Source organism: Prosthecodimorpha staleyi (assembly GCF_018729455.1).
In the GTDB taxonomy this organism is placed as follows: Bacteria; Pseudomonadota; Alphaproteobacteria; order Rhizobiales; family Ancalomicrobiaceae; genus Prosthecodimorpha; species Prosthecodimorpha staleyi.
In genome coordinates this window covers 89,122-102,810 of sequence record NZ_JAHHZF010000012.1, presented here as the reverse complement: position 1 = coordinate 102,810, position 13,689 = coordinate 89,122, and the positions used below count along the sequence as shown (strand labels likewise).

Here is a 13,689-nt window from a genome sequence, read left to right as displayed (position 1 = left end):
CTTGGCCGTCGCTACCTTTCAAAGCTGGGCGGCGGCCCGGAACGGCCTGATCAGAAGTCCATGCCGCCCATGCCGCCACCCGGCATCGCCGGACCGGCGTCGGCCTTCTTCGGCCGCTCGGCGATCATCGCCTCGGTGGTGATCAGGAGACCGGACACCGACGCGGCGTCCTGCAGCGCGGTGCGGACGACCTTGGCCGGGTCGATCACGCCGAACTTGAACATGTCGCCATATTCGCCGGTCTGCGCGTTCCAGCCGAAGGCATTGTCCTGGCTCTCCAGAATCTTGCCGACCACGATCGAGCCGTCGTCGCCCGCATTGATGGCGATCTGACGGGCCGGAGCCTGGATCGCCTTGCGAACGATCTCGATGCCGGTCTTCTGGTCGCTGTTGGCCGGCTTGAGGCTGTCGAGCGCCTTGATGGCGCGCAGCAGGGCGACGCCGCCGCCCGGCAGGATGCCTTCTTCGACCGCCGCACGGGTCGCGTGCATGGCGTCGTCGACGCGATCCTTCTTCTCCTTGACCTCGACCTCGGTCGCACCGCCGACGCGGATCACCGCGACGCCGCCGGCGAGCTTGGCCAGACGCTCCTGCAGCTTCTCGCGGTCGTAGTCCGAGGTGGTCTCCTCGATCTGCGCCTTGATCTGCCCGACGCGGCCCTCGATCTCCTTCTTGGAGCCGGCGCCGTCGACGATGGTGGTGTTCTCCTTCTCGATCATCACGCGCTTGGCGCGGCCGAGCATGTCGAGCGTGACATTCTCAAGCTTGATGCCGAGATCCTCGGAGATGACCTGGCCGTTGGTCAAGATGGCGATGTCCTCGAGCATCGCCTTGCGGCGATCGCCGAAGCCCGGCGCCTTGACGGCCGCGATCTTGAGGCCGCCGCGGAGCTTGTTGACCACCAGGGTCGCGAGCGCCTCGCCCTCGACATCCTCGGCGATGATTAGCAGCGGCTTGCCCGACTGGACGACCGTCTCGAGCACCGGCAGCATGGCCTGCAGTCCGGACAGCTTCTTCTCGAAGATCAGGATGTAGGGGTCTTCCAACTCGACACGCATCTTGTCGGCGTTGGTGATGAAGTAGGGCGAGATGTAGCCGCGGTCGAACTGCATGCCCTCGACCACGTCGAGCTCGGTCGTCAGGCTCTTGGCCTCCTCGACCGTGATCACGCCCTCGTTGCCGACCTTCTGCATCGCCTCGGCCAGGAAGCGACCGATTTCGGTATCGCCGTTGGACGAGATGGTGCCGACCTGGGCGATCTCCTCGTTCGAGGTGACCTTCTTGGCGCGGGCCTTGAGGTCCGCCACGACGGCCTCGACGGCGAGATCGACGCCGCGCTTCAGGTCCATCGGGTTCATGCCGGCGGCCACCGCCTTGGCGCCTTCCTTCACGATCGCCTGGGCGAGCACGGTGGCGGTGGTGGTGCCGTCGCCGGCGATGTCGTTGGTCTTCGAGGCCACTTCGCGCACCATCTGGGCGCCCATGTTCTCGAAGCGGTCCTCCAGCTCGATCTCCTTGGCGACGGTGACGCCGTCCTTGGTGATCCGCGGGGCGCCGTAAGACTTCTCGATGACCACGTTGCGGCCCTTCGGGCCGAGCGTCACCTTGACCGCATTGGCGAGGATATCGACGCCGCGCAGCATCCGGTCACGCGCATCGAGGGAAAAACGTACGTCTTTGGCAGCCATGGGCAAATGCTCCGTTCAAAGTGTTCTTGGGGGCGGGAAAGGGTCAGGCGGCCTTCTTGGCCGCAGCGGTCGCCTCGACGATGCCCATGATGTCGCTCTCCTTCATGATCAGGAGATCCTGGCCGTCGATCTTGACCTCGGTACCGGACCACTTGCCGAACAGGACGCGGTCGCCGACCTTGACGTCGAGCGCCACGAGCTTGCCGCTGTCGTCACGCGCGCCGGTGCCGACGGCGATGACTTCGCCTTCCTGCGGCTTCTCCTGGGCAGTGCCCGGAATGATGATCCCGCCGGCAGTCTTCTGCTCCGCTTCGACGCGCTTGACGACAACGCGATCGTGCAGGGGACGGAATGCCATGATGCTTGCTCCTCCGAGTGAACGGAACTTCTGAAGTCGAACGTTCCGGTGGTTCGATGGAATGCCCGCCGGGCACGTGCCGATCGGCCCCGTGCCGGGTCGTGCGAACCTCAGGTAGGCAAGCGGAGCAATCGGCACAAGGGGGGTGGACCAGAAATTTGGCACTCTCCCCATCGGAGTGCCAGCGCAGGTCCGTAGTCCGGTCCGAGGACTGCGGGCCGAGGGACGAACGCCGCGTCCCGAAACGGCCTCCGCCTCTATCATGCCTCGGTCGGCCCAGCGAGGCCCCTCAGCCTGCGCCGAGCAGCCGGATGCCCTCGTCGCGGCCGAACAGGTAGAGCAGGGTGCGCAGGGCCGCCCCGCGCGGCGAGGTCAGGTCGGGGTCGCGCGCCAGAATCAGGCGGGCGTCGTCGCGGGCGGCCTGCATCAGGTCGCCATGGAGTTCGAGCCGGGCAAGGCGGAAGCCGGGCAGGCCGGACTGGCGCGTTCCAAGAATTTCGCCGCCCCCGCGCAGGCGCAGATCCTCCTCGGCGATGCGGAACCCGTCCTCGGTCTCGCGCATGATGGCCAGACGGGCCCGCGCGGTCTCGCCGAGCGGGCCGCGATAGAGCAGCAGGCAGGTCGAGGCCGCGGAGCCACGGCCGACCCGGCCGCGCAGCTGGTGCAACTGCGACAGGCCGAAACGCTCGGCATGCTCGATCACCATCACGGTCGCCTCGGGCACGTCGACGCCGACCTCGATCACCGTTGTGGCGACCAGTACCGAAAGTTCGCCGGCGGCGAAGCGGCGCATCACCTCGTCCTTCTCGGCGCCCTTCATCCGGCCATGCACCAACCCGACGACCGGCCCGAAGATATGCTCCAGGTCTCGCGCCCGGTCGCTCGCCGCAGCAAGGTCGATGGCCTCGCTCTCCTCGACCAGCGGACAGACCCAGTAGACCCGTGCGCCGCCCGCCATGGCGCGAGTGAGGCCCCCGACCACCTCGCCGATGCGTTCGGTCGGCACGGCCCGGGTGGCGATCGGCTGCCGCCCGGCCGGCTTTTCGTCCAACCGAGACACGTCCACGTCGCCGAACGAACTCATCATCAGCGTGCGCGGGATCGGCGTCGCCGTCATGATCAAGAGATCGGTGCCCCGGCCCTTCTGGGTCAGGGCGAGCCGCTGGTGGACGCCGAAGCGGTGCTGCTCGTCGACGACGGCGAGCGCGAGGTCGCGGAATTCGACCCCCTCCTGAAACAGGGCATGGGTGCCGACCGCGATCGCGATCGAGCCGTCCGCCAGGCCGGCCAGGATCGCCTCGCGCTCGCGACCCTTCTCGCGCCCGGTCAGGATGGCGATGCCGAGGCCGCCGGCACGGGCGAGGGCGGCGATGGTGCGGAAATGCTGGCGGGCGAGCAGTTCGGTCGGTGCCATGAAGGCGGTCTGGCCACCGCTCTCCGCCGCGTGCGCCGCCGCCAGCAGCCCGACCACGGTCTTGCCGGAGCCGACATCGCCCTGGAGCAGGCGCACCATCCGTTCCGGCCGCGCCATGTCGGCGGCAATCTCGGTGACGGCGCGGGCCTGTGCGCCGGTCAGCGCGAAGGGCAGGCCGGCGCGGACCGCCTCGACCAGACGGCCGTCGCCGGTCCGGGGCGGTTTCGGGCGCCGGCGCAGGTCACGCCGCACGATGGCAAGCGCCAACTGGCCGGCGAGGAGTTCGTCATAGGCGAGGCGGGCGAGCGCGGTCGCCTGGGCGGGCTGGCCGTCGTTTCCATCGGGGCGGTGCAGTCGGGTCAGCGCGGTGGTGAAATCGGGGAAGCGGCGCTGCCTCAGCCATTCCGCATCCTGCCATTCGGGCAGGTGGGGCAGGCGGGCGAGCGCGGCCGCCACCGCGCGGCCGACCAGTTTCGGCGACAGGCCCTCGGTGAGGGGATAGACCGGCTCGACCGCCGGCATCTCGTCAAGCCGGTCGTGCGGCAGCACATGATCGGGATGCGCCATCTGCGGCGCGCCGTTGAACCATTCGACGCGGCCGGAGACCCAGCGCCGCTCGCCCTCCGGCAACAGCTTCTCGAGCCAGTCCGCCTTGGCGTGGAAGAAGGTGAGGGCGATCTCCCCGGTGTCGTCATAGGCGAAGATCTTGTAAGGGGCGCGGCTGCCGGGCGCCGGCGGGCGGTGCCGATCGATGTGCAGATCGAGCGTGACGACCGCGCCCTCCGGCGCGCGCGCGACGCCCGGACGAAGGCGCCGGTCGACGATGCCGGTCGGGACGTGGAAGACGAGATCGACCAGCCGCGCGCCGATGCCGCCCTCCTCGGCGCCGAGCAGGCGGTCGAACAGCTTGGCGGTCTTGGGGCCAACGCCCGGCAGGCCGGACACGGCGGCGAATAGCGGCGTCAGGACATCGGGGCGCATCGATAGGGACTCGTCGTCGGGATTCCGGACAGGCGAAGAGCCTTAGAGCAAGTTCCGATCGGGCAGAACCCGGCTTGAAGCGGAGATGCGCTCACGGCCGGACAACTGCGCGACTCATCGCGCCGCGGTTCCGACCGGACTTGTGTCCATCGATCCCGCCTTCGTCCGACCGGAGCCGCGATGTCGGCCGCGAACGGTTTGGTCGCGAGGCGTGTGCAACGCGGCTGAGGACATGCAGTATTTCAAGGAAGCACAGGCGGACGACCGAAGTGTTTCCAATTGTTCCCTGAAACGATGGCTTTCAAAAAATGCGTCGCCAATGCGCAAGTTCCATAAAAGAATGATATGAATAAGAAATTCAGTAAATAATGCTAGGGATCAGGCTGGATAATGGATCGAAATGCGGATAATACTACACTGTGGAACGCATAAGACAGGAACATCGTCGATTCAGTATATCCTGAGCTCAAGGCGCGATGAACTGAATCAAGCAGGTCTGTCCTATCCGGCCAACGAACACCGGGATTATGCCGGGCAGAACTCGCACAATTGGATCGCCAAGGCGTTCACCGGCGTCTACGACTGCGCCAAGGAGGATGTCGCCGAAGCCCTGCGCCGCCATGCCGGGTCACCGACGGTCATCGTGTCGAGCGAAGACCTGAGCTGTTCGCTTCTGGGCTTCAACTTGTGGTCGGGTCTCGATCGGGACGATTTTCGAAGGCGCCAGAAGGAATATCTCCAGGTTGTCGCCGATACGCTGGGGGATTGGGAGGTTCATCCAGTGCTGGTCTTCCGGCGTGGTGACGAATTCGCACAGTCGCTGTACCAGCATCTGGTCCGCAAAGATCATTTCACCGGATCGTTTGCAAAATTTATAGAATATGCACGACCGCTCTTCGAGTATCACGAGCAGGCGATGGCATTCGAGAACGCGTTCGGTCGGGTCGATCTTCTCTCCTATCATGATCTGGCGGACGACATCTGCGGCAAATTCTTGGCCCGAGTCGGACTGCCCGGCTTCGAAGGCGGCAGCCCTCGACGCAATCGCTCTCCGGACGCGCGGCTGACCTATTGGCTCGCGGCGCGAAACGATCCCGAGGTTCGGGGGGCCCAGTCCCGCCTGGAACGGACCATCTTCGTCACGACGGCCGGTGCCCGCAGTCTGTTTGCTGATCGGCCCGGTGCCGGTTTCTGGCCGGACAACACCGAGGGGCAAGCCTTTCACGACCGCTGCGCGGCGGGTCTTGACGGATTGAACTTTCCGAAATCGGCGCTCGCCGAAGCCGGCTCGGCCGTGCTCGAGGCCGAAGACCTGACGACCGTCGACCGAGCCTTCGAGATCTGGCGGACGGCGCGCCGAAAGGTCGGCGCCAGGCGCCGTCCCTGGTGGCGGTTCTGGCGCCGGTCATCCGATCGCAATGCATGAATTCGCGGGCTCGGCGCCCGCCGGCATGTTTCGGGGGCGATCGTCTGCGATCAATCCGAGATCGTCGGCGGCCCCGGTTCGGGGCGGGTGCCGGCAGCGCGCCGCAACGGACGCGGCAGTCTGGCCCGCATCCAGTCCCAGAGGCGCCTCAGCGTACCGCCTGCACGGCGCGTATCGCCGACCGCCCGCTCCAGGCGTTCGACCAGGGCGTCGACCGTTTCGGACTGCCAGGGAGCCGGTGCATCCGGGTAGCGCGGGCCGCGCGGCTGGACATCGACGCCGTAATTTTCCCTGAGCCAGGCGATTTCAGGTTCCGCGCGGGCCTGAACGCGCTCCAGGGTGGCGCGCGGCAGCGAGAAGCGTTCGCCGGGAAGGCGCATCAGGGCAAATCTCAGCCGCCGGGATGCCGGCGATTGCTGCCCGTTGCGGGTCTCGTCGAGTCGTTTTAGCGCGTCGACCAGTTGAACGGCTTCCTGGGAGAGCGTCAGGTTCTTGTCCTGCCGCGGCAGCGGCTCGGCAAGTTCAGTCCGTCCGATCGCGGCGAAGAAGTCGGCGATCAGGTCGCCGTTCGGGAAGGCTTCGCGCGCAAAGGGCCGCAGGATCAGAGCGTCGCGGCCGAACACATCCTCCCAGATCCGGATCGCCCTGTAGGGCGGCACGAGCGGGCTCTGCTCCTGCTCGATCGAGGCGATGATCCGCTCCAGGGTGTCGGCGCCGTTCTTGATCTTCTGCTGCGTGCGGCTGCTCGCCCAAGACAGCGGCTCGCGCAGATAGGCGACGATCGAGATGCGGTCGAAATGGGGTCGAAACACATCCCGGATCTTTTCGACCTGTTCGTGCGTGAACGAGATCAGCGCCTCGCCCGAGACGATGCCCAGATCCTCGACCTTGCGCGCCTCCTCGACGATACGGCCGCCATAGGCCTCGGCCGTGCGTTTCAGGCCCTGCAATTCGATCGCGGTGGTGGCCGGAATGTCGCTGCGCGGGTGCGCGGCGCCGCAGAAGGTACGAAAGACTTCGTTATGGCATTCGCCAAGCCGCAAATAGTAGACGCCGGCCGCCGCCAGGACTTCGCGGTGGGTCCGGAGGGCGAACTGCAAGGTGCTGGACCCCGCCTTCGGCATTCCGATGTGGATGAAAAGCGTTTTGCCCATTCCGCGTCCGGCCCGCCTCCCGCTGCGCCATGAGGACGGGAACGGTGCCAGGCCGTGTCGCCGTCCTCACAATTTCAGGGGTTGGAACGAGATGCCTGGTTCCCGGCAAGTGGTTGTGCCGAGCGGCTGCAGTGACCCCGCCTCTGTGTGCCCGAGGCCGCCCGAGATGACAAGGGCAGGGCGGCTCGACGCGGTCCGGGCGGGACAGGATCGACGCGGGGAAGCCAGACGCAAGTCCTTGGCCGAGGTCTCGACGGGACCGATGCGAGGTCGCAGACGCACCTACTCCGGCGCCGAGAAGACGGGCGAAGCTCCATCGACGCCCAGTCGGGTTCGCGCTTCCCGATCGGGAAGAGCGGCTGCGTGCCGTTCGATTTCAGCCCGGATATCGTCCTCGCCGATCAGGCTGAGCGTCTGAAGTCCCTGCAACCAGGCTGCGGCGATTGCGCTCCAGTCTTCGATTCCAAAGCGTTCACAGATGCGCCGATCACAATGTTGGGGATCGGCGATGTCCGTAAAAAGTCCGCAGGACCCGCCTTCTCGCAAACCCTGCAACAATACGGGATCCGGTCCAACCGCCACCGTAACGATCGCATCATGGAGGATATGGATCGATCAGCCCTGATCGGGACATGCCTCTCGCGATCGGGCGAAAAATGAACGCAAGGTCCAGTCTTGGACAATCGGCATTGGGAAAAGCGAAGGTGCCGCGCCGTGGGCGCCTTGCGAGCGCAGATCCGGAGGTCGAAGTCGGGTCCGCACGCCCCCATTGCCTTCACGGTCCGTCTCCCTCCGATCGGGGAGACGGGCTGCGAAGGGAGGTGGATTTTCCGCCCCGACCGCTGGAGAAACCCGGCGTCAGTGCGTCGAGGTTGCTGTGCCCGTCGAATCGGCCGATGCATCCGACGACGCGGCGATCTCCACGAAGGCCGGGCCGATCAGGCTCGTCACGGTGGTGTCGACACGCGCCGTCGCGCGGCAGCGCACCCGCCTTGCCTTGCGATCGACCGCCACCGTGACATTGGCGATATCGGTCTCGGTCAGCAGGCGCGTCTGGATCATATGCTGGACGCGAGCCTTCACCTCTTCGTCCGACCGTGCGTCGAGATCGCCGACCGCCGATCGGGCTGCGGAGTCCAGTGCATTCTGCAGATCGGCCTTGGCCAGGACGGCATTGTTGTAGTCTACCACCGCGCCGATCACGCCGAAGGCGATGATGGTCGCGGCCAGAAGCGACATCCGCGGATGGCCGCTCACGAAGGAACTGACCGGCTGGATGGCGCGCACGATCCTACGCCGGATCGCGATGATCCCATGTGCAGACATGACTATCCCCCCGCCGTCGAGCCTGTTTCTTGTGTGGCCGTACGACGTCTTTTAATTCTGCCATTTCGGCAGACCCCGCGTCAATGGCAATGGCTCTGGTTCGAGGACTGTTGCTGAAACGTATTGCCGCAATAGGGACCAGCCGTGCAAAGCACAGCGCCGCCCGGGAGCGAAGAATAAAGCGCCGGCTTCGTGGTGTTTGCTGCGCTGCACACGAAGCGTAGCGAGGGATTTCGAGACGGAATCGCATGGAATTGCGTCGCTGAAACGGCGACCGTATGGGTGGCCCGTAAAACGTTTGGCTGGCGCTGCAGCTCAACTGAAGGATCGGCGGGTGTGGGGTGGCGACGCAGGGAAAGCCGAACCCGTGTCTGTCCCGCTACGGCCGTTCGCGGTCCCGCCAATGCCGGCTGCGGCCGCAAAATGGGCCTTGGCGCCAGGATTTCTGTTGGCAGGGGACTCGTCCGCGAGCGAAGTTTCGCGGCGCCGCTCCGGGACTCGAGACGATCGGTCCCAATGCGAAACGGGGACCGGATTTTCCATCCGATCCCCGCCCGAAACTGGCTCCGCGAGCAGGACTCGAACCTGCGACCATTCGATTAACAGTCGAACGCTCTACCAACTGAGCTATCGCGGATCACGCCATCGGCGCGCCGGGGAGCCTATAGCAGTGCGAATCCGGCTTGCCAAGCCCGGACTTGGATGCTGTGGAAAAAGGTGAGCCGGCAGGAAAGTCCCCGATCGTCTCCGTCCGGCGGGCCGCCGGACGGCGAAACACAAGCCCGCCGTAACCCCTTTGACCCTCAAGTCGTCCCCCGTGACGAGGAGTTGCCCCGCCCGTGCCGTCCCCATCCGAACGACCCAGGATCGATTTCGTGCTGGGCGGCGCCCGCTCCGGCAAGAGCCGGCTCGCGCAGACCCGCGCCGAGGCCTCCGGTCTCACCCCCGTCCTGGTCGCCACGGCGACGGCGGGTGATGCCGAGATGGCCGAGCGTATCGCGCGGCATCGAGCCGAGCGTGATGCCCGCTGGCTAACAGTCGAGGAGCCGCTCGACCTCGCCGGAACTCTGCGGCGCGAAGCCCGCCCGCACCGTATCCTGGTGGTCGACTGCCTGACGCTCTGGCTGACCAACCGGATGTTCGCCGCCGCCGACATCCCGCCGGAGGATGTCGATGCTGCCGGACGGGCCTTGGCGGCGTCGCTGCCGGACCTGACCGGACCAGTCGTTCTGGTCTCCAACGAGGTCGGGCTCGGCATCGTCCCCGACAATGCGTTGGCACGCCGGTTCCGCGATCATCAGGGGCGCCTCAATCAGACGATCGCCGCCGCAGCCGATCGCGTCACCTTCGTGGCCGCCGGCCTGCCGCTGGTGCTCAAGGGCCGGCTCCCGGAAGAAATGTGACGGCCGGCGACCGCATGCGTGGTCTGCATGGGCGATCGGCATCTTTCCATTGTCACCGAGATCCGCCATATCCAGCGTCCCCATTCGAGAGGGTCGTCATGTCAGAGAAGATCGCCGTCGCCATCCTCGGTGCGTCCGGCTACACCGGCGCGGAACTCGTGCGGATGCTTGCCCTGCATCCGCGCGTCCGCATCGCGGCTCTGACGGCCGACCGAAAGGCCGGCTCGACCATGGCCGAGGCCTTCCCGCAGTTCACCGGTCTCGACCTGCCGCGCCTGATCGCCATCGGCGAGGTCGATTGGGCGTCGATCGACCTGGTTTTCTGCGCCCTGCCGCATGCCACCACCCAGGAGGTGCTGAAGGCGGTCCCGGCCTCGATCAAGATCGTCGATCTGTCGGCCGATTTCCGCCTGTCTGACCCGGAGGCCTATGCCTATTGGTACGGTCATCCGCATAAGGCGCTCGAACTGCAGGCTGAAGCCGTCTACGGCATCACCGAGCTCGATCGTGCCGCCGTCGCCAAGGCGCGGCTGGTCGCCAATCCGGGCTGCTACACCACCTGTGGACAGCTGCCGGTGATCCCGCTTCTGGAAGCCGGCGCAATCGATCCCGACCAGATCGTGATCGACGCCAAGTCGGGCGTCTCGGGTGCCGGCCGGGCTGCCAAGGAAGCCAATCTGTTCACCGAGGTGTCCGAGGGCTTCCACGCCTATGGCGTCGGCCACCACCGGCACATGGCCGAATTGGAGCAAGGCTTCAGCAAGGCCGCTGGGCGTCCGGTCCGGGCAGCCTTCACGCCGCATCTGGTGCCCATGAACCGGGGCATCCTGTCGACCATCTATGTCAAGCTGCAGCCCGGACGGACTGCCGAGGATCTTCATGCGATTCTCGCCGAAAGGTACCAGGGCGAGCATTTCGTCAAGGTGCTGCCTTTCGGAACTTCGCCGCAGACCCGGCACGTCCGCGGGTCCAATTTCGTGTTCATGTCGGTCGCAGCGGATCGTCGCCCGGGTCACGCAATCCTGCTCTGCGTGCTCGACAACCTGGTCAAAGGGGCGTCCGGACAGGCGATTCAGAACATGAACGTGATGATGGGCTGGCCGGAAACGACCGGTCTGGAGCAGATCGGACTGTTTCCCTGACCCTCCGCGCCGTGCGCGGCGGGACTCTGCGGAGCTACAGTTTGTCGCGGCCCGTGCCGGTCAAGGTGCGGGCCGCATTGACTCTCACGGTCGGGCGGGCAGACTGCGGTCACCTTTTCCAAGGGTGGGAGGCCGGGATGCGGCGCGTCGGATTGTTGATGGTTTCTGTACTTGCATTGGCTCTGGCCGGTTGCGAAGGCAAGCCTGGCGAGAAGGGCGCCCAGGGGGCTGCCGGTTCCGCTGGGCCTGCCGGCGCGAAGGGCGATGCCGGCCCGGCGGGTCCCGCCGGCCCGGCCGGTCCTGCCGGCGCGAAGGGTGACGCCGGACCCGCCGGCCCTGCCGGTCCCGCGGGCCCTGCCGGCCCGCAAGGTCCTGCCGGTCCCGCCGGCCCTCAGGGCCCTGCAGGTCCTTCCGGTGCTCAGGGACCGACCGGTCCGGCCGGCCCGTCGGGCATCGGCGGCGGCATGACCCTGCGCAAGATCACCGGCAGTGCCAGCGCCTCCTGCGCCACCGGCGAAATGCTGATCTCGGCGATGTGCACGGGTACGATGCAGGGTCCGATCATGACCAGCGACGACGGCGCGACCTGCAATGGCGACGGCGCCAAGGTCGTGCTCGTCTGCGCCAAGTAATCTGATTTCGGCCAGTCCGGCCGACGATGAGGCCGCGCTCGCAAGGGCGCGGCTTTTTCTTTTGCCCACGCTGCCGTTCGAAGCGGACTGCGGGCCGGTGCTGGCGACATCCCCGGGCCGCGAGGACCGCCACTAAGCCGTCGGTGCGCGTCCGGCGTCATACGCGATGATCAGGGTTCCTGGCGATCATGCCGGGTCAACGGTCCGCGTGGCTGGCAGCACTCTGCCGGCTATGCTGCCAACCTATTGAAGTGACACATATTTAATCGACTTCCGTCTTGATGGGAAGCGCGCTTTTTGCTCTCATTTCCGTGCGCTGACCATGACGGAGGGGCTCCATGATGGAAAGACAGGTCGATGTTGCATTCGCCCGCCAGCTTGAAGGCTACGGGCTCACCACTGCCAACATCCTCTATCGCATGCCGGACCACCGGGCGATCCTGCAGGCCTTCGTCTGGCAGGATTACGACCTCGCCCCCAAATTTCCCGAGCTGGAGAAGTTTCTCGATTTCTGGAACCGAGAACTGGACGGACCGATCGTGAAGGTCGAAGTCGCCCACAAGCGCCTGGTCGGTCCCAACGAGTGGACGGCGGTCAACGGCCTCTACCGGATGCACTGACGGGGCGGCTCCGATCTCGATTTCTATCGAATGGTGTAGAATCAACCGAAACACCTTGAAATATAGGAATGTGTGTCGCATGGTCGCCTTCCGGCGGTACGCAGGGGGGCGACCATGAAGCGTCTGGTGCTTTTTCTCGACGGGACCTGGAACAAGACGGGCAAGTACGATGTACCGTCCAACGTCGCCCGATTGAAGGAACTGGTCGAAAGCGCCAACACCGATCCGACGCGCACGGACACGGTCGAGCAGAGGCTCTATTACGATTCCGGCGTCGGGACGGAGGGGTGGATCGATAAATTTCTTGGCGGGATGCTGGGACTCGGGTTGAGCGAAAAGGTTCGTGCGGCGTATCGCTTTCTCAGTCAGTTCTACCAGCCGTCCGACGCCAATGGCGTACCGGACGAGATCTATATCTTCGGCTTCTCGCGCGGTTCGTTCACGGCGCGGAGCCTGGCCGGCTTCATCGGGGCGAGCGGTTTGCTTCGTCCGGAGTTCTGTTCAGCGGACGGACTGGCCGAAGCATGGTCCTACTACCGGACAGAACCCAAGAAGCGGCTTCCGGCTGACAAGGCGAAACTGTCCGACCGCTGCCATCCGAGCGTCAAAATCGAATTCCTGGGCGTGTTCGACACGGTCGGTTCGACGGGGATCCCCCTCGCGTCGGCAGGAAACTGGGCCGGCTCGCGGGATCGCTTCCACGATACCAAGCTTGGGTCGGCCATCGTCCATGCCGTGCAGGCTTTGGCGATCGACGAGCATCGCGGCCCCTTCGTTCCCGCCCTCTTCGCTCGCCCGGATCATCTGAATGCGCGCCGGGTCGAACAGGTCTGGTTTCCCGGCGTGCATGCCGATATCGGGGGTGGCTACTCGGCCGCCTCGGCAGCTCTGAAGCCGATTTCCGAAATCACCTTGGCCTGGATGGTCGGCAGGGTGAGAGCTCTGACCGGCCTTCAGATCGAGCAACCGCGCTGGCCGACCGAAGCACCGGCTGACCCGCACGATTCACTCAGTTAGTTCGTGATCAGCCGCATCTTTCCGATGTATCGACTGCTCGACGCGACCGAACTCGGCGGACGATTGCGGAGGCACTATCGCCCCTTCGCGATGGCCTATCCGGATCGTAGCTGGAAGGAGGCCATCCACCGCTCCGTCTTCGATCTGATGATCGCGACGGCCGGCCCCAGCCGGCGCCCGACCTATCGGCCACCGCAAGTGGAGGTGGTCGCGGAGAAGTTCGGCCGAGAACTGCCGGTGATCGACCACGACGGCAGTCCGATGACGATGGCGGCGATCGAGGCGCTTTTGGCGGATGTCGACAAGGCCGCCAAGGACAGCAATCTCCTGCCCCGCTGGAAGGCGCGCAATCAACCCCTGCCGGCCGCCGCCGAGACCGCCGGCCCATCGCGAGGGACGCTCGGACCGGGGGATCCGATCCCGATCTCCTGAAGCAAGGTCCGATCACGGCGACCCACCCTGATCGGAGAATGCATGTGAAAACAGGATCATGCGGGGCCTCATCCGATTCCCTCGGATCAGATGATG

General features: G+C 65.8%; 13 protein-coding genes and 1 tRNA gene. 8 read left to right on the top strand and 6 right to left on the bottom strand.

The features are described from left to right. Nucleotides 1–50 precede the first annotated feature (50 nt). The 3 genes from groL to recG all read right to left on the bottom strand — a co-directional run bounded on the left by groL (nucleotide 51) and on the right by recG (nucleotide 4,441). Nucleotides 51–1,688 carry a chaperonin GroEL gene (groL, locus tag KL771_RS22270; protein WP_261970713.1) on the bottom strand — a complete coding sequence of 546 codons (1,638 nt, stop codon included), beginning with the start codon at nucleotides 1,686–1,688 and terminating at the stop codon, nucleotides 51–53. Between the two features lie 43 nt (nucleotides 1,689–1,731). Further along, nucleotides 1,732–2,046: a co-chaperone GroES gene (groES, locus tag KL771_RS22265; RefSeq protein WP_261970712.1), complete on the bottom strand. Its 315-nt coding sequence runs from the start codon at nucleotides 2,044–2,046 to the stop codon at nucleotides 1,732–1,734. 289 nt (nucleotides 2,047–2,335) lie between these two features. Next, nucleotides 2,336–4,441: an ATP-dependent DNA helicase RecG gene (gene recG / locus KL771_RS22260; RefSeq protein ID WP_261970711.1), complete on the bottom strand. Its 2,106-nt coding sequence runs from the start codon at nucleotides 4,439–4,441 to the stop codon at nucleotides 2,336–2,338. 400 nt (nucleotides 4,442–4,841) lie between these two features. Between recG and KL771_RS22255 the strand changes: the two genes are divergently transcribed. Then, on the top strand, nucleotides 4,842–5,867 hold the full coding sequence (locus KL771_RS22255) for a hypothetical protein (RefSeq protein ID WP_261970710.1): 1,026 nt from the start codon (nucleotides 4,842–4,844) through the stop codon (nucleotides 5,865–5,867). 50 nt (nucleotides 5,868–5,917) lie between these two features. Here the strand turns inward: KL771_RS22255 and KL771_RS22250 are convergent, their stop codons facing one another. Beyond that, on the bottom strand, nucleotides 5,918–7,021 hold the full coding sequence (locus KL771_RS22250; RefSeq protein ID WP_261970709.1) for a hypothetical protein: 1,104 nt from the start codon (nucleotides 7,019–7,021) through the stop codon (nucleotides 5,918–5,920). A 363-nt stretch (nucleotides 7,022–7,384) separates the two neighbouring features. On the opposite strand from KL771_RS22250, the gene KL771_RS22245 reads away from it, so the two are divergent. After that, nucleotides 7,385–7,681 (top strand): hypothetical protein, encoded by a 297-nt coding sequence (locus KL771_RS22245; protein WP_261970708.1) that lies wholly within the window; start codon nucleotides 7,385–7,387, stop codon nucleotides 7,679–7,681. A gap of 198 nt (nucleotides 7,682–7,879) precedes the next feature. Here KL771_RS22245 and KL771_RS22240 read toward each other — a convergent pair whose 3' ends face one another. Both KL771_RS22240 and KL771_RS22235 read right to left on the bottom strand, forming a co-directional pair. Then, entirely contained in the window at nucleotides 7,880–8,347 is a 468-nt protein-coding gene (locus tag KL771_RS22240) for a Tad domain-containing protein (RefSeq protein ID WP_261970707.1), read from the bottom strand. 561 nt (nucleotides 8,348–8,908) lie between these two features. Continuing rightward, nucleotides 8,909–8,984 (bottom strand) — tRNA-Asn (locus tag KL771_RS22235). A gap of 202 nt (nucleotides 8,985–9,186) precedes the next feature. On the opposite strand from KL771_RS22235, the gene cobU reads away from it, so the two are divergent. From cobU to KL771_RS22205, 6 genes are all read left to right on the top strand, one after another. After that, nucleotides 9,187–9,750: a bifunctional adenosylcobinamide kinase/adenosylcobinamide-phosphate guanylyltransferase gene (cobU, locus tag KL771_RS22230; RefSeq protein ID WP_261970706.1), complete on the top strand. Its 564-nt coding sequence runs from the start codon at nucleotides 9,187–9,189 to the stop codon at nucleotides 9,748–9,750. A gap of 98 nt (nucleotides 9,751–9,848) precedes the next feature. Beyond that, complete coding sequence (argC, locus tag KL771_RS22225) at nucleotides 9,849–10,892, top strand: N-acetyl-gamma-glutamyl-phosphate reductase (RefSeq protein WP_261970705.1); 1,044 nt, start codon at nucleotides 9,849–9,851, stop codon at nucleotides 10,890–10,892. Between the two features lie 464 nt (nucleotides 10,893–11,356). Continuing rightward, nucleotides 11,357–11,524: a hypothetical protein gene (locus KL771_RS22220; protein ID WP_244471941.1), complete on the top strand. Its 168-nt coding sequence runs from the start codon at nucleotides 11,357–11,359 to the stop codon at nucleotides 11,522–11,524. 341 nt (nucleotides 11,525–11,865) lie between these two features. Further along, complete coding sequence (locus tag KL771_RS22215; RefSeq protein WP_261970829.1) at nucleotides 11,866–12,144, top strand: usg protein; 279 nt, start codon at nucleotides 11,866–11,868, stop codon at nucleotides 12,142–12,144. 114 nt (nucleotides 12,145–12,258) lie between these two features. Next, complete coding sequence (locus KL771_RS22210) at nucleotides 12,259–13,161, top strand: DUF2235 domain-containing protein (RefSeq protein WP_261970704.1); 903 nt, start codon at nucleotides 12,259–12,261, stop codon at nucleotides 13,159–13,161. A gap of 3 nt (nucleotides 13,162–13,164) precedes the next feature. Beyond that, nucleotides 13,165–13,593, top strand: a complete 429-nt coding sequence (locus tag KL771_RS22205; protein WP_261970703.1) for a hypothetical protein — start codon at nucleotides 13,165–13,167, stop codon at nucleotides 13,591–13,593. The last annotated feature ends 96 nt before the right edge of the window (nucleotides 13,594–13,689 follow it).